Consider the following 14,813-nt stretch of genomic DNA (forward strand, 5'->3'; position numbering starts at 1 on the left):
GGGAGAGGGTCGGGAGGGGAATCAGTCCTGGCACTGGCGGCACTGGCCGTGGATTTCCACCGGCTGCACGCCGACGACGAAATCCTGATGGGCCAGACTGTTGTTCAGTGCCTGCTTGAAGCGGCCTTCCATCGGCGCCTCACGCACCGCGCCGCAACGGTCGCAGACCAGAAACAGGGTGCCGTCATGGCCGTGCTCACAGGCCAAGTGACCGCAGGCGAGGTAGCGGTTGGTGGACGCCAGGCGGTGGGCCAGTCCGGCGGTCACCAGAAAGTCCAGCGCCCGATAAATGGTGGGGGGCTTGGCGCCGGGATGATGCCGGTTTTGCAGCGCATCCAGCAGATCATAGGCGCTGCGCGGCCCGTCCTGTTCCAGCAACAGCGCCATCACCTGACGCCGCTGCGGCGTCAGGCGCAGGCCTTGTTCAGCGCAGCGCTGCTCGGCGATGCGCAATTGCTTTTCCACGGTTTCCGTCATGCGGGCTCCAGAGAGCGGAATGCGAACCGCTTATTCTACATCAACCCCCGCCGCTTTTACCCCACCGGCGGCTCACCCCAGTCCGGGAACGGGTCTTCCAGGGTGCGCCAGTGGTCTTGCCCGGCCAGCAGCTCATCATCATCCAGCAGGCAGGCGTCAAGCGCGCGGCGGGCCTGCTCCGGACTCAGATCCTGGCCGATGAACACCAGTTCCTGACGCATATCGCCAAACGGCTCTTCCCAGCTGGCGAGGATATTATCACGGTACTCCGGATCCTCCGGCCAGTGGCTTCGCGGCACCGCCTTCCAGAACAAGCCGGCGGGACCGTGGTGGGCGATACCGCCGGCCTGGCTCCAACTGCCGGCCCACTGCGGGCGCGAGGCGAGCCAGAAGAAGCCCTTGGAACGCAACAGTTTGCCCTGTTCCCAGTCACGATGGAGAAACTCGAAAAAGCGCTTGGGGTGAAACGGCCGACGTGCCTTGTAGGTGAAGCTGGCAATGCCGTACTCCTCGGTTTCCGGCGTGTGCTCGCCGCGCATCTCCTTGAGCCAGCCCGGCGCCTGGCTGGCGCGCTCGAAATCGAAGCGGCCGGTCTCCAGCACCCGGTCCAGATCGACCTGGCCCTGGCGGATCGGCACGATCTCCGCCTCCGGATTCAGCGCCCGCAGGGAAGCGACCACCTGCTTGAGTTCGTCCTCGTCGATCAGATCGGTCTTGCTGACCAGCAGCACGTCACAGAATTCGATCTGATCGGCCAGCAAATCCGCCACATTGCGCTGATCCTCCTCTCCCAGGCTTTCCCCCACCTGTTGCAGCGAGCGGGCTTCGCGGTAGTCACTCAGGAAATTGGCGCCGTCCACCACCGTTACCAGGGTGTCCAGCCGCGCCACCGTGGACAGGCTGGTGCCGCTTTCGTCCTCGAAGGTAAAGGTCTCCGCCACCGGCAACGGCTCGGAAATACCGGTGGATTCGATGACCAGGTAATCAAAACGCCCTTCCCCGGCCAGCCGCTGCACTTCCACCAGCAGATCCTCGCGCAACGTACAGCAGATACAACCGTTGCTCATCTCCACCAGCTTTTCCTCGGCGCGGTTGAGGCTGACCTGCTGGTTGACCAGGGCGGCGTCGATATTGATCTCGCTCATATCGTTGACGATCACCGCCACCCGGCGGTTCTGCCGGTTATTGAGGATATGGTTGAGGACCGTGGTCTTACCGGCACCGAGAAAACCGGACAGTACGGTGACGGGCAAACGTTGGGCTGGCTCCATGGCGGGCTCCTTGGGCTGAAAGCAGAACAATGGAGCGCATTTTTACATGTTATAACGTAACAATAAAGAAGGAATAAAGGAGCAATAAAGAGGCACCGGCGGCACCTGGCCTGCGAATCGTGGTCCGTGGACCAGTGCTGTCCCGTAGTTTTGGGACAGCACGCTGGCACGCCAATCGCGGCTCGTGAGCCGCGATACCTAATCGTCCCAGACCGCGTCCACCTGATCCCGGAACAGCGGCGTTTCCGCCAGCAGGGCCGCCAGCCAGGCGCCGTCGCCGGCCTCCGGCTTGAGCGGATCCCGTGGCAGCAGTTTATGGCTCAACACCAACTTGGCCAGCGCCAGGCGGCGTAGGTCATCGCCGATTCGCGCCGCTTCCCAGGCCAGGACTACCGCCGAGGTGAAGTTGTACAGAGCGCTGGCGATGCGGCGCGCGTCCGCTTCCAGAGTAGTGTCGCCGGCCACCTGATCGGCGGCGGCGGTCACTTGTTTGAGCACCGCCTCGAAGCGCTGGCGTTCGCTGTCGGACAAGGCGCTTTCCGACAATAGTTGTTGAAGATGCTCGCTCAGCACCGGCAAAGTCTGTTCCCGCCGGATCGCCCGGAACACATCCAGCGCGACGATGTTGCTGGTGCCTTCCCAGATCGATCCCAGGTGCGCATCGCGTAATACCCGGGCATCGGACCACTCTTCGATATAGCCGCAACCGCCACGCACTTCCATGCCATCCGCGGCGACCTTGCGGGCATCCCGGGTGGTGCGGAACTTGATCAACGGCGTGAGGATACGCAGCAGTTTGGCCGCCACCGCATCACCCTGGTCCGCGCGGCGCAGACACTCGGCGGTATGGAACACCATGCTGCGGCCTTGCTCGGCGGTGACCATCATCTTCACCAGTTGCCGCTTCAGCAGCGGCAGGTCAATCAGCTTGCGACCGAACGCCACCCGGTTGCGGGCGATGAACAGGGCCTCATTGACGGAGCGGCGCATCATGCCGGCGGAACGCACGCCATTGGACAGCCGTGACATGTTGATCATGTCGGTCATCTGCTTGAAGCCGTTGCCCGGCTCCCCCACCACATAGGCTTCCGCCCCTTCCAGCACGATTTCGCCGCTGGCCATGGAGCGGGTGCCCAGTTTGTCCTTGAGGCGGATGATGCGATAGCGGTTGAGACTACCGTCGGACAACCGGCGGGGCAGCAGGAATAACGTCAGCCCCCTGGTGCCGCCGTCACCACCGGAGGGACGGGCCAGCACCATGGCCAGATCCGCGTCGGCGTTGGAGCAGAACCACTTATCACCGTACAGCCGCCAAGCGCCATCCTCGAAGCGGGCCTCGGTGGTGATCGCGCCAACGTCGGAGCCGGCGTCCTGTTCGGTCATGAACATGGCGCCCTGGAACAGGGTATCTTCGTCCTGGGAGGTGAGATCGTCGATGAACCGATTGATCAGGTCCTCGTCACCGAACTTGCGCAGGGTGCGGGTCAGCGCATCGGTCATGCTCAACGGACAGCACAGGCCGAACTCCGCCTGCACGAACAGATAAGTGAGTCCATATTTGACCAACGGCGGCATCACTTCCGGCCAGCCCAGAACATTGCCGCGATGGGACATGGCGGCCAGGCCGAAGCGGGAAAAAGCGTAGTACTCCAGCCGCTGATAGGAGGGATGCTTCTCCACCACCTGGGCGTCGCTGCCGTCCCGATTACGGAATCGCAGCGTCGGAGGATTGCGGTCCGCCTCCCGCGCCAGCCTTTCCAGTTCGTCCCCGGTCAGGGCGCCCAGCTCCTGAAACACCGGCTCCAGGTGATCACGCAGTTCCGCGGGCAGATACACCGACAACAAACGGGCGAAATCCGGGTCCTGTTGGTAAGCGTTGTTCCCCTGGCTGTCCGGAATATTGCGATAAATCGCCTTGGCCATGGCAAACCTCTCTTATTCATAGTATTTATCGCATGATATAAAGGGGTTTTTCCGACCTCCAATCCGATTTTTCTATTCATCAATAGCATTTTCAGTATTCTTAATGGGAGCCGGACCATGGCCCTGACCTTCCGCCAATTACGCTACTTCCTGGTGCTCGCCGAGGACCTGCACTTCGGCCGTGCCGCCAAACGTCTGCACATCTCCCAGCCGCCGCTGAGCGCCAGTCTGCGTCAGTTGGAAGAGGAACTGGAGGTAAAGCTGCTGGAACGCAGCAGTAAGCACGTGGCCCTGACGCCGGCCGGCGAGGTGTTTCAGCGCGAAGCCCGGCGGCTGCTGGAAAATCTGGAAGCCTCGCAGAACCTGGTGCAGCGGATCGCTTCCAGCGCCTCCGGCGTGGTGCGGATGGGATTCACCCCGGCGATGATTTTTCGCCAGCTGCCGGCGATGCTGAGGCAATTGGAAGACGCCCATCCCGGCATCGAGGTCCAACTGATCGAACGTAACTCAGCGGAACAGCTGGCGGCGCTGCAGGCCAGGCAGCTGGATCTGGCCTTCATCCATGCCATGCCACTGCCAGACGGTATCGCCTCGCTGCCCATTGCCGATGACCCTTTCCTGGCCTGCCTGCCTCCGCACCATCCGCTGGCTTCGCGGCGCTCGCTGACACTGCGGGATCTGGCCGGCGAGCCACTGATCATGTTCAGCCGCAATCTGGCACCCCATTATTACGATCGCATCATTTCCCAGTTCCACCTGGCCGGGCTGGAGCCGCAGATCCGCCATCAGGTGACGCACTGGCTGACCATCATGGCGCTGGTGGCCCACGGCATGGGCGTCTCGCTGGTGCCCAAGGCGCTGACCGGAGCGCGCTTCCGTCAGGAGGTGTTCCTGCCGATCGACGATGCCCCGGCCCATCATCAGTCGCTGTGCATCTGGCCTCGGGATCAGCCCAATCCGAGCCGGGATCTGGTCATCGAGGTGATCGCCGCCAATGTGGAAAGCGGCAAAAGCTAGCGGGCGGGATTAAAAAAGGGTTTGAGCACCGCCATGACGATCACCATGCACACCAGCGAGCAAGCGAACATGGCGGCGATCACCGACGACAGGGTTTCCGGCAGCAGCGTGGACAAAGCACTCAACGCCCCGGCGATACCGAATTGAGCGGCGCCCAGCAGCGACGCGGCGGTGCCACCGTGACGGTCGAAGTACTCCATGAAGCAGGCCTGGTTGTTCGGCACCACCCCACCCTGAGCTCCCACGGTGAGCATCATCGCCGGCAGGAACAGCCACACCGGAGCTTCAATGGCGGTCATGACCGCCAGCAACAGGCAGCCGACAAACTGCAGCACCAGAAAACCGCACAGAATCTGGCGGGAAGAAAACCGGTTCAGCAATACCCGGTTAGTGAGGTTGGCGACCAGCATCATCACGATGTTGGCGCCAAACATCAGCGCGAATACGCTCTCCGAGTGACCGAAGTGTTCCTGATAAATAAAGGACGCATGGGTGATGAACAGCATCATTACCGAAAACGCGAACGCCTGCAGGAACAGGAAAGGCAACGCCGGAGTGATGGCGAACACCGCCTTGTAACGCTGCCAGAGAGATTCGGTCGACGCCGCACCGCCGCCATTGCGTGGACTCTGCCGCAGCACGAAAAAGTAAGTCAGTGGCGCCAGACATACCGCGTACACCGACAGAAACTGAAAGATGGTATGCCAGCTTCCCACCGCCAGAATGGCGCTGCCGATGCTTGGCGCTACCCCCGGTGCCACCACCATGATCAAACCGATCATACTGAACAGTTTGGCGGCATCCACGCCATGTACCCGGTCCCGCACCAACGCCGGCACCAGCACCGCGACGCAGCCGCCGCCAAACGCCTGCAGCGCCCGCCAGCCGAGCAGCGCGGAGACTGATTCCGAACTGCTGACACCAAGGCAGGCGACCATGAAAATCGCCAAGCCCAGATACATCACCCGCGCCCGCCCGATGGCATCGGACAACGGCCCGCCCACCAATTGCCCTACCGCCAGGCCGAACACGTAAATCGACAGGCTGCGGGCGATCTCGCTGATCTCCACCCCCAACGCTTCGGCCATGCGGGGAAACGCCGGCAGATACGCGTCCACCGATAAAGGCCCCAGCGCCATGGCCAGTGCCAATACGACAGGCAAGGTAACCGGATAAGGACGGGACATAGGAGACCTGATGTTGAGGTGTGAACGGGGACAACAAGTAGTTGACGAAGTCAAATAATAAGAACAAGCAGCGCCAATTTCAACCTCGGCTGTCTGATCGCCCGGCTCAATGAGCCGAGGAACTGGAGAACAGATTCATTACCACCACACCGCTAATGATCAGCGCCATGCCCAACATCGCCGGTGCATCCAGCTTTTGCCCATAGATCAGCCAGGACAGCAAAGCCACCAACACCACGCCCAGACCAGACCATATGGCGTAGGCCACGCCCACCGGAATCACTCGCAACGTCAGCGACAGGAAGTAGAACGCCAACCCGTACCCCAACACCACCACCAGCGACGGCCACAGCCGGGTGAAGCCTTCACTGGCTTTCAACGCCGACGTCGCCGCCACCTCGGAGACAATGGCAATCAACAGGAACAGTCCGTTTTTCATGCGCGCCTCCCATGCCGGGCGTCACTCCAGAAGGAAGCATGATACCCATCCAGGATGACGTTCGGCACGTTCGGTTACGCTAATTACACCCTGATCAGGTTACCGTTTTCCGTCATCGCGCAGGTGCAGAGCGAATCCGCTGTCACCGGCGCCCTCCAATCCGGGCCGCAATTCGCATTCGGGGATGGTGTAATCACCGGCATTCTGCCGCCGGTATGCCATCGGTGCGGTGGTTTCCAGATTGCGCAGCCGTTCCCGCAGCCGCTGTGCCGCGGTCTCAAAGTCCCGCTCACCGAACCGGTCCGCCTGATACACCACGAACGGCGGCAGCACCTGATAACCGGGATAGAACAGGATGCCGTGATGGATCGGGAACAGCAGATCCCCTATCGGGCCGTTGATGCCGCGAGCCGAGTAATGCTCCCGCCAACCACCGGCGGTCACCATCAGCATGGCTTTCTTTCCCGCCAGGCTGCCCTCGCCATAGCGGTCTCCCCAGCGATGATCACTATGCTCCCCCACTCCATAGGCGAAACCATAGGCGAACACGCGATCCACCCAACCCTTCAAAATCGCCGGCATGGAAAACCACCACAGCGGGAACTGCAGAATCAAGGTATCCGCCCATCGCAGTTTCTCAATTTCCATCGCCACATCCGCGCTCAAACCATCAGCAACGAACGCGTCCTTGGAGGCACCGGGCACTTTCAGCCGCGACCGCGCCGGCAACGCCGGGAAATCAGCGCGATCCACCTGGGACTTCCAGCCCTGGGCATGAAGATCCGAGACTCGCACCTCATGCCCCTGCGCTTCCAATTCGCTCACCGCCACATCACGCAGGGCGCCATTCAGCGAACGGGGCTCCGGATGGGCAAACACCAATAATACCTTCATGGATCCTCTCCATTGATTGCTCGGAGAAAGGACCATAGCCAGGAAGGCGTTAATCCGGTATACCAATGCAATACATAACATTTAGCCGAAAAATGGATAAATCAAACATCAGCCTGGAACGCCTGCGCAGCTTCGTCCGCGTCGTCGAAAGGGGTGGTCTGTCGGCGGTGGCACGGGAACTGGGCGTCGGACAGTCCACCGTGACCCGTCACCTGCGGGAGTTGGAGGAGGCGTTGGGGGTGCCGCTGCTCAGCCGCACCACTCGCCGTGTTACCGTCACCGAGGAGGGCCGCCGTTATTACGCCCGATGCGTACAGATTCTGCGCCTGCTGGATCAGGCGGCGGCGGAAGCCCGCAGTGCCCGTGGCGCCGAAGCCGGCACCATCCGCTTGTCCTGCTCCGCCGCGTTTGGCGTGCGGCAAGCCAGCCGGCTGGTATTCGCCTTCCAGGATCGTTACCCGGACATCGACGTCGATTTCAATCTCACCGATGAGCGCATTGACCTGGTCCGCGAAGGCGTGGACCTGGCCCTGCGTCTGGGTCCGCTCAATGACAGCAACCTCAAGCTGCGCCCGCTGGGTCGCTCCCAACGCCTGCTGGTGGCCTCACCGGAATATCTGGCCCTCCACGGTACACCCTCCTCCATCGAGGCCCTGTCCCGGCATCAGGGCGTGCGCATGATCAATGTGGCGGGCAGCGATACCCTGACCCTGCAAGGACCGGATGGCCGCCAACATGCCGTGCCGTTCGGCGGACGTCTGCGCGTCGATCACGGCCTGGCTGCCCGTGAAGCCTTCGCCGCCGGCCGCGGACTCGGCCCCGTCCATCACTGGCTGGTGGATGACCTGCTGGCCTCGGGCCGCCTTGTGCGGATTCTGCCGGACTATACGTTGCCGCCAGTACCGATCAATCTGCTGATCGTGCCGGAACGCGCCGGCATCGCCCGGGTACGCTTGTTGGTCGATTTTCTGGTTGAGAAGATGAAAGACATTCCCGGGATGGAGCGGGCATGAAAAACACGCCCTTGTTATGATCGCGACGGATGCCCGCAACCGATTGAATCAAGGAAGCCGCATGCACTCGCTTTTCGTGGAAGAAACCTGGATCAACGCCTCCCAGGGGCGCCTTTTCGTGAAACGCTGGATACCGAAAAACATCACCGGGCCGGCGCCGATAATCCTGTTCCATGATTCACTGGGTTGTGTCGCACTCTGGCGTGACTTCCCACAACAGCTTGCCAGTGCCACCGGACGGGAAGTAATCGCCTATGACCGGCTTGGCTTCGGCCAATCGGATCCCCATCCCGGCACACTGGGCCCCGACTTCGTACGACAGGAAGCGCAGGACACCTTCCCCGAACTGTGCCAGGCGCTGCAACGGGAAAGTGCGGTGGTGTTCGGACACAGCGTCGGCGGCGGCATGGCCACGTTTTGCGCCGCTGTTTTTGCCGACCGCTGCCAGGCTTTGATCACGGAATCCGCCCAGACCTTTGTCGAGGATGTCACCCTGGCCGGCATTCGTGACGCCGACCGCGGCTTCGCCGAAAAAGAACAAATGGATCGCCTGCGCAAGTACCACGGCGACAAAGCGCAATGGGTGCTCAGCGCCTGGGTCGACACCTGGCTTTCCGAGCCCTTCCAGGACTGGACGCTCAGTGACACCCTGCCCCGGGTGCGCTGTCCGGTGCTCGCCATCCATGGTGACCAGGATGAATACGGCTCGCTGATTCACCCTGAACGCATCACTTCGCTGTGCGCCGGGCCGGCGACGAAGAAGATCGTGCCGGACTGCGGCCATGTACCGCACAAGGAAAAGCCGGCGGACGTGCTGGACGCGATCACGGCGTTTTTTCAGAAAAAACTGAACGGATAGACCTGACGGGTTTATCCGGCACGGCAATTTTTATTCCTTCCGGATTATTGTTTTTTTATGTATCCCCAAACGGGAACGTCACATTAGCGACAACAAAGGCTCCTAGGGTTTGCCGTTATTGCTGCAATCGACCCAACGTTGAAGGTGCCTACCGTGGATTCCCGTTTTACTCGTCGCGCTATCGTCCGGGCCATTCTGTTGGGAATGGCGTCGTCGACCCTCACCGCCTGCGGCGGCGGGGGCTCCGGCTCCGCGCCACCTTCCACTCCACCTTCCCCCGCCCCCTCCCCGAACCAACCGGACGATCCGGAGACACCTGAGGAACCCGAATGCCCTCCCGAGGAAACCGCCGGTGCGCAACCGCCGCGAGGGCTTCACGCCAGTTGGACCGATGATCCTCACACCACCCGCACCCTGACCTGGTTCACCGACGGCACCACGGATCCCGGCACCCGGGTTCAATACGGGCCCATCACCGGGGATGCGGATTCATGCTCACTCACCACCGCCGCCTTTCCTTTTGAGGTCACCGGCGCGGCCCATGAGACTTACGGTGTGGAGGCTCTCACTCACGTAGCCACACTGACCGGACTGAAAGCGGGACAGGCGGTACGTTATCGGGTGGGCTCGGACAACGGCGGCTGGAGCCCAACACGGGTATTCGCGCCCACTCGCACCGATGGCTTTCGTTTTTGCCACTTCGGCGATCACGGATTGCAGGACGCCAGCCAGCGTGTTCTGAGCAACGTGGAAACCCTGGCGCCGGATTTTTTCATCGTCGCCGGCGATCTCTCTTATGCCAACGGCGACCAGCCGGTATGGGACCGCTATTTCGACATGCTCGAGCCCCTCGCTGCCCGGGTGCCGGTAATGACCTGCCCCGGCAACCACGAAAACAAGGACGGCGGCGGGCAGGGCTACCGCAGCCGCGTCAGCCAGCCGGGCAAAGGAATGTATTACGGTTTCGACTACAACCGCGTACATTTCTTTTTCAGTACCGGCGGTTCACTGCTGACCGATTTGTCCTCCACCACAGAGCTTCTGGTGGAACTGGCGGCAATGGAAAAAGACCTGGCCGAAGCCTGGCGCCGCCGGCGTGACGGCGAAATCGACTTCATCGTTTTTGTCCAGCACTACACCCTCTGGACCAACTGCGAAGGCCGCGACCCCGCCAACTTTGCCCTGGTGGCGGTGGAAGAACAAATTCTGCTGCGCTACGACGTGGACCTGGTCCTGGTGGGCCACGACCATGTTTTCGAGCGCTCGCATCCGATGGCCTACGGCAAGCAATCCGATAATGGTTACGTACAGGTCACCCAGGGAGGCGGCGGGCAAAGCCTCTACGACCTGATCGAGGATCCCGCCGACTGGGCCGCCGTTTCCAGGGTATGCCATGGCTTCACCGTCGTGGATGTGGAAGAGCGGCGGATCCGCGCACGCAGCTACGCGGTCAGCGACGAGGACGGCAACCTGTACCCCGAGGGCGAGGAAATACTGCTTGATGAATTCACCCTTGCCCCCCGAGTCACGGCACCCACAGGTATCACTCCGTTCTCGACCCGGGAACAACGGCCGGCACGCTCACTGGCCGAACTGGACGTGGATCTGAACGCCATGCTCAAGCACACTCTGCAACGTAACCTGACCCACGACATGAACGAAATGCACTAGCCTTGCCACACCGTCCTTGATTCAGAATCTATAGACGAATCCGAGCAACCCGATGGCGTGCGTGTCGTCCTCGACCAGAGGGCTGTCCGCCGCGTCGCCAAGCAGACGCGTTACCCCGACGGCCCCCCAGGCGCTGACTTTCTCCGTTATTCGATAGCTGGCGCTGATACGGAGCGAGGCATCCTTGAAACCGTCCTCCGGCTGATACGCGGCCAATCCTGACGCCGCCGACTCGGTGGCATCAATACCGAAATAACTGATCATGTATTTCTCATTGGCCCAGGTCGCGCCCAGGCTCGGGGTCACCAGCAACCGTTCCGTGGCGTGAACGGGATAAGCCAGAGCGGCCTTGACCAGCAACCCGCGTTCCACTTCGGTAATGGCCCGGGTGACTGCCAGGGTAGCCACCGCGCCCCAAAGTGTCGTCGAGACAAACAGCCGTGCCCCCAGAGCACTGTCCACCTCGTCGATGCCCTTGGGCACATCGTCATCCTGGTAACCTCTCATCCAGTTAGCGCTGACGCCCGCGGTGAAACCGTCGGTATCGATAGCGGTGATACCAATGCCTTCGCCGCTGCTGGCGAAGAAGCGACCGTAGCGTGCGTCAATAAGGGGAACGGGCTCGGCCTCATACTCATCGGAGCCCTGGTATCGGGGCAGCCCCGCGACCCCCAGGCCCAGAGCCAAATGACGGGAGCGGGATTGCCCTGAGTCCGCCGTGCCAAGCTCCCATTCCTCCGACGGCCCCGCCTCCAGATCCGAATCCGCCGTCGCCGACGCCGAAATACCGAGCATCACCATACCCAGCGAGCATCTCAAACCCGCCTCGCCCAAGCGTCTCAACCCATAACCATCTGTCATTTTCATGCCCCGTCAATTAAGATGCGTTGACGCATCCTATTGATTGACTTCCCGGCAAGTCAAGATACATTCATGCATCTTAATAAAGGATTCATATGATGAAAGGACGTCGGCGCGGCGCGGATCTCGAGGCCGCTCTGCTGGAAGCGGCCTGGACGGAACTGACCGAACGCGGATATGGCGGTTTAACCATGGAGGGCGTGGCCAATCGAGCCGGCACCAGCCGGCCGGTTCTGGCCCGACGCTGGAACGACAAAGCGGAACTGGCCATCGCGGCGATCCGGCATCAGATGACAAAACACCCCATGACCGTGGCGGATCGTGGTGATCTGCGCACCGAGTTGCTGGAATACCTGGAGCTGGCTTCCACCCGCGCCAAAGGTATCGCCGCCGTCTTCACACTGTTCTCCAGCGAGTATTTTCAAGACACGTCCACCACACCGCAGGACCTGCGTACCGCCCTGTTGGCGGGCGGCAAGGAAACGCTCAGAACGCTACTGGACAGAGCCGTGGAACGTGGTGAGATTGTGCAGGAGAACCTTGCCCCTCCGGTGGATACTCTGCTGGGAGTTCTGTTTCGTCACCACGTCCTGATGACCTTCTCGCCGCCGCCGGAGGCGCTACGAGAGGCATGGGTGGACAAGATCTTTCTGCCGTTGGTGAGAAATCGCAAAAGCTAGGAGCGTTGCGGAAAAATGCCGTTGAGCGGGCGAATTCAACGCCGAATATCTGGACCAGGCGCTGGGCGAATACGACGTGGAAACCAGAATCGGCTTGATTGAGTTCCACGATTTCGATTCAAAATACTTTTCCGCCTCGAACCCGATCACCGAACTGGCCGATCACGTGGATGCGTTCTATGCCGGCCAGGAGCGCTGAAGCGACTCGCGCGATGGCTTGGGCAGGTTTGCAAGGGAGAGGAGTGGCAAGTTTCGGAGCCTTGCCACTCGGTGGGTCGGGTACTCGTTCATCTCACTGTTTTTATGGTCTTCCAGGTCCTGAACCGGAACAACAACCCTCCCGCACCAACCCACCACCAACCGATGGCCCCTCCGCCGTTGCCATAGCTGACGTTGTTGTCGTCCTCGGTTTCCGACGCCATATCCACGCGCAACACGCTGGTGTCGGACACGGCACGGCCGGTGCTCTGGTCCTCGCAGGCGATGGACAGGTAGTAGTTGCCCGCCGCCGGTGAAACGTCAATGCTGCCGGACGGCGTCAGCGATCCGGACCAGGCCTCCAGGGAGGAACTCGCCTGGCAATTTTCCACACCGCTGCCCGTCCAGGTCAGTTCGCTGATTTCGCCCAACTGGATCACCGGCGGCGTGGCCGTGAGCACAATGGAGCCGCTGGCGGCGGTGCCGGAAGTGTCCACCACGAACAGGGTGCCGTAGTCGTCGTAAGGTACCGTGGTGTTGCTGGCCCCGCGCACGAATTCCTGGCCGCCGTACAGCGCGGCGCCGTAAAGGCGATCGTCGCTGCCCCTGACCACACCGATCGGCGTGTTACCTTCCTGGTTATAGGTAAAATCGCGCAGCAGCTCGAAGCCGTCGGCGGTGACGTTGCCGTCGGCGTCCACCTGGATGGCGATGGGGTCGATGCGATACAGGGTGCCGTTGCGGGATTTATGGATCTGACCGTTGGTTTTCTTGAATTCACGCAGCGTGCCACCGGTCAGGGTGGTGCCATAAATATTGCCATCAGGCCCCAACGCCATGGGCCCGCGCGGCGAGGCGCCGTCGTCGTAATCGAACTCATGCAGCAACTGGAATTCACCGGTGTCCTTGTTGACCCGATAGAGGGCGCCGTAGGGGCGCGGGCCATCGTAGAAGGGATGCTGAATTCCGTAGGGCCATTCGGTGACCCCATTCGGATAATTCGGATAGCCGTTGCTGTTATAGATGTACGGCGCGACGTAGCCTTCCTTGCGAAACACGTAGTAGCCCAGGCTGCTGGTCATGCTGATATTCCAGCCACACAGGGGCGCCGACATGGCGCGGTCGTCCTGCCAATAGCTGTTTTCCACCCAGACTTCGCACTGCCCAACGGCGGTGCCGCCGTAGAGCCAGCCATCCGGACCCTCCACCAGATGGGACAGGACCGGGGCCGTGGAATGACTTTCATGACCGGCGCCGTCCGCCTTGAAATAGGAGCCGCTGCCGTGCAGCCAGCGGTGCCGTCCGGGATTGATGACGTTGATTTCCCCTTCCGACAAAGTGAAAGTGTGCAGGATCTTGATGCCGTCTTCAGGCGAATTCAGGTCCAGCCGGTAGACCGCGCCCACCTCGGTCTCCGGATCGGTCAGGGTGCCGGGTTTGAAGGGCATGCCACGATCATAGCCCAGCAGGCCGTACAGCTGGCCGCCGCCACCGAGTACCAGACTGTTGGGTAGTTGATCCCGGCCCGTCTGATTGGCAAAGGTATAAAGAATATCGACTCGGTTATCCGGCCACAGACGGAAAATCCGGCCATTGCCGTCCGGTCCTTCGTCGACGCCGTACACCACGTCGGAATCGGAGTCATGCAGCAGATATCCCACCGGCGCGTACAGCACCCCGATACTCTCTTCCAGCAGCTCCGCGTAGTTGCCGTCACTGTCCAACCGGTACAGCGCGCCCCCTTGCACTTCGCCGCTGGTGACCAGTTCAGTTGAGAACGACGCGCTGTTGGGGTTGGCAGGGGAGGCCTCCTGAAAGCGGCCCATCGGCGGCACCAGAACACCAATCACATCACCATTGTTACGCTGGACATAGTTGCCCAATAGCCGGTAATTCGCGCTGGCCTGGAAGCTGGTGCCATCGACCCTTTGCACGGTCACCGTTTCCGGCTCAATGCCCATCTCCGTTTTCGGTGACTCCACCTGATAGTGGGAGGCCACCACCGGAGAGCGCGCCAGAGCGCCGTACGAATCGGCCCGCGCGCGCTCCACCGGCAACAGCAGGTACTGACTGTTCTCGGTGATACTGAACAGCGGCGGGGCCAGCGGGGTTTCCGCCGGCGGCCACCCCTTGGGTTGATCCTCGGTGCCCTCACCGGTGGCGTCGGCGAAGTAATGCAGCGAAGTGATGGTGGTGAAGGTCACCTCCTCCGCCGCACCGACGGGAGCGGCGAGCAACACACCGGAAGCCAGGGCCGGCAACAATCGGAGCACTTTCATAAACTTTTCCTGAAAAACGAACTGGGACCGGGCGTGAACCCGGC

Annotated in this window: 14 protein-coding genes; 6 read left to right on the forward strand and 8 right to left on the reverse strand. The window is 61.5% G+C overall.

Features of this window, described 5'->3' with window-relative positions:
• Positions 1-21 precede the first annotated feature (21 nt).
• From B5T_RS16570 to B5T_RS16580, 3 genes are all read right to left on the reverse strand, one after another.
• Complete coding sequence (locus tag B5T_RS16570; RefSeq protein ID WP_014995681.1) at positions 22-477, reverse strand: transcriptional repressor; 456 nt, start codon at positions 475-477, stop codon at positions 22-24.
• 56 nt (positions 478-533) lie between these two features.
• Entirely contained in the window at positions 534-1,748 is a 1,215-nt protein-coding gene (gene zigA, locus B5T_RS16575; RefSeq protein WP_014995682.1) for a zinc metallochaperone GTPase ZigA, read from the reverse strand.
• Between the two features lie 198 nt (positions 1,749-1,946).
• On the reverse strand, positions 1,947-3,671 hold the full coding sequence (locus B5T_RS16580; RefSeq protein ID WP_014995683.1) for an acyl-CoA dehydrogenase family protein: 1,725 nt from the start codon (positions 3,669-3,671) through the stop codon (positions 1,947-1,949).
• Positions 3,672-3,788: 117 nt separating this feature from the next.
• Between B5T_RS16580 and B5T_RS16585 the strand changes: the two genes are divergently transcribed.
• Positions 3,789-4,688, forward strand: a complete 900-nt coding sequence (locus B5T_RS16585; protein WP_014995684.1) for a LysR family transcriptional regulator — start codon at positions 3,789-3,791, stop codon at positions 4,686-4,688.
• Here B5T_RS16585 and B5T_RS16590 read toward each other — a convergent pair.
• The 3 genes from B5T_RS16590 to B5T_RS16600 all read right to left on the reverse strand — a co-directional run bounded on the left by B5T_RS16590 (position 4,685) and on the right by B5T_RS16600 (position 7,208).
• Complete coding sequence (locus tag B5T_RS16590) at positions 4,685-5,875, reverse strand: multidrug effflux MFS transporter (protein WP_014995685.1); 1,191 nt, start codon at positions 5,873-5,875, stop codon at positions 4,685-4,687. The genes B5T_RS16585 and B5T_RS16590 overlap by 4 nt on opposite strands.
• A gap of 106 nt (positions 5,876-5,981) precedes the next feature.
• A complete protein-coding gene (locus B5T_RS16595) occupies positions 5,982-6,314 on the reverse strand; it encodes a DMT family transporter (RefSeq protein ID WP_014995686.1) in 333 nt (110 codons plus the stop codon).
• Between the two features lie 99 nt (positions 6,315-6,413).
• On the reverse strand, positions 6,414-7,208 hold the full coding sequence (locus tag B5T_RS16600; protein WP_014995687.1) for an NAD(P)H-dependent oxidoreductase: 795 nt from the start codon (positions 7,206-7,208) through the stop codon (positions 6,414-6,416).
• A 92-nt stretch (positions 7,209-7,300) separates the two neighbouring features.
• Between B5T_RS16600 and B5T_RS16605 the strand changes: the two genes are divergently transcribed.
• The 3 genes from B5T_RS16605 (at position 7,301) to B5T_RS16615 (ending at position 10,751) form a co-directional block, all read left to right on the forward strand.
• The gene (locus B5T_RS16605) at positions 7,301-8,221 is read left to right on the forward strand and encodes a LysR family transcriptional regulator (protein WP_014995688.1); all 921 of its coding nucleotides are present in this window, start codon (positions 7,301-7,303) and stop codon (positions 8,219-8,221) included.
• Positions 8,222-8,282: 61 nt separating this feature from the next.
• The gene (locus B5T_RS16610; RefSeq protein ID WP_014995689.1) at positions 8,283-9,080 is read left to right on the forward strand and encodes an alpha/beta fold hydrolase; all 798 of its coding nucleotides are present in this window, start codon (positions 8,283-8,285) and stop codon (positions 9,078-9,080) included.
• A gap of 153 nt (positions 9,081-9,233) precedes the next feature.
• Positions 9,234-10,751 carry a purple acid phosphatase family protein gene (locus tag B5T_RS16615; RefSeq protein ID WP_014995690.1) on the forward strand — a complete coding sequence of 506 codons (1,518 nt, stop codon included), beginning with the start codon at positions 9,234-9,236 and terminating at the stop codon, positions 10,749-10,751.
• Positions 10,752-10,772: 21 nt separating this feature from the next.
• Here B5T_RS16615 and B5T_RS16620 read toward each other — a convergent pair whose 3' ends face one another.
• Positions 10,773-11,570 carry a MipA/OmpV family protein gene (locus tag B5T_RS16620; protein ID WP_167321225.1) on the reverse strand — a complete coding sequence of 266 codons (798 nt, stop codon included), beginning with the start codon at positions 11,568-11,570 and terminating at the stop codon, positions 10,773-10,775.
• 137 nt (positions 11,571-11,707) lie between these two features.
• Here B5T_RS16620 and B5T_RS16625 point away from each other — a divergent pair, with 137 nt between their 5' ends.
• Positions 11,708-12,292, forward strand: coding sequence for a TetR/AcrR family transcriptional regulator (locus tag B5T_RS16625; protein WP_014995692.1), 585 nt, complete (start codon positions 11,708-11,710; stop codon positions 12,290-12,292).
• A 76-nt stretch (positions 12,293-12,368) separates the two neighbouring features.
• A complete protein-coding gene (locus B5T_RS23760) occupies positions 12,369-12,491 on the forward strand; it encodes a hypothetical protein (protein WP_014995693.1) in 123 nt (40 codons plus the stop codon).
• Between the two features lie 88 nt (positions 12,492-12,579).
• On the opposite strand, the gene B5T_RS16630 is transcribed toward B5T_RS23760, so the two are convergent.
• The gene (locus tag B5T_RS16630) at positions 12,580-14,769 is read right to left on the reverse strand and encodes a choice-of-anchor tandem repeat GloVer-containing protein (RefSeq protein ID WP_148279289.1); all 2,190 of its coding nucleotides are present in this window, start codon (positions 14,767-14,769) and stop codon (positions 12,580-12,582) included.
• Positions 14,770-14,813 lie beyond the last annotated feature (44 nt).

The sequence above is a fragment of the Alloalcanivorax dieselolei B5 genome (genome assembly GCF_000300005.1).
GTDB classification, from domain to species: domain Bacteria; phylum Pseudomonadota; class Gammaproteobacteria; order Pseudomonadales; family Alcanivoracaceae; genus Alloalcanivorax; species Alloalcanivorax dieselolei.

Bases quoted from the DNA above. Each gene is read 5' to 3' on its own strand.
- B5T_RS16585 (WP_014995684.1), top strand. From the start codon at position 3,789: ATGGCCCTGACCTTCCGCCAATTACGCTACTTCCTGGTGCTCGCCGAG.
- B5T_RS16605 (WP_014995688.1), top strand. From the start codon at position 7,301: ATGGATAAATCAAACATCAGCCTGGAACGCCTGCGCAGCTTCGTCCGC.
- B5T_RS16570 (WP_014995681.1), bottom strand. From the start codon at position 477: ATGACGGAAACCGTGGAAAAGCAATTGCGCATCGCCGAGCAGCGCTGC.
- B5T_RS16625 (WP_014995692.1), top strand. From the start codon at position 11,708: ATGATGAAAGGACGTCGGCGCGGCGCGGATCTCGAGGCCGCTCTGCTG.
- B5T_RS16600 (WP_014995687.1), bottom strand. From the start codon at position 7,208: ATGAAGGTATTATTGGTGTTTGCCCATCCGGAGCCCCGTTCGCTGAAT.
- B5T_RS16610 (WP_014995689.1), top strand. From the start codon at position 8,283: ATGCACTCGCTTTTCGTGGAAGAAACCTGGATCAACGCCTCCCAGGGG.
- B5T_RS16630 (WP_148279289.1), bottom strand. From the start codon at position 14,769: ATGAAAGTGCTCCGATTGTTGCCGGCCCTGGCTTCCGGTGTGTTGCTC.
- B5T_RS16580 (WP_014995683.1), bottom strand. From the start codon at position 3,671: ATGGCCAAGGCGATTTATCGCAATATTCCGGACAGCCAGGGGAACAAC.
- B5T_RS16595 (WP_014995686.1), bottom strand. From the start codon at position 6,314: ATGAAAAACGGACTGTTCCTGTTGATTGCCATTGTCTCCGAGGTGGCG.
- B5T_RS16590 (WP_014995685.1), bottom strand. From the start codon at position 5,875: ATGTCCCGTCCTTATCCGGTTACCTTGCCTGTCGTATTGGCACTGGCC.
- zigA (WP_014995682.1), bottom strand. From the start codon at position 1,748: ATGGAGCCAGCCCAACGTTTGCCCGTCACCGTACTGTCCGGTTTTCTC.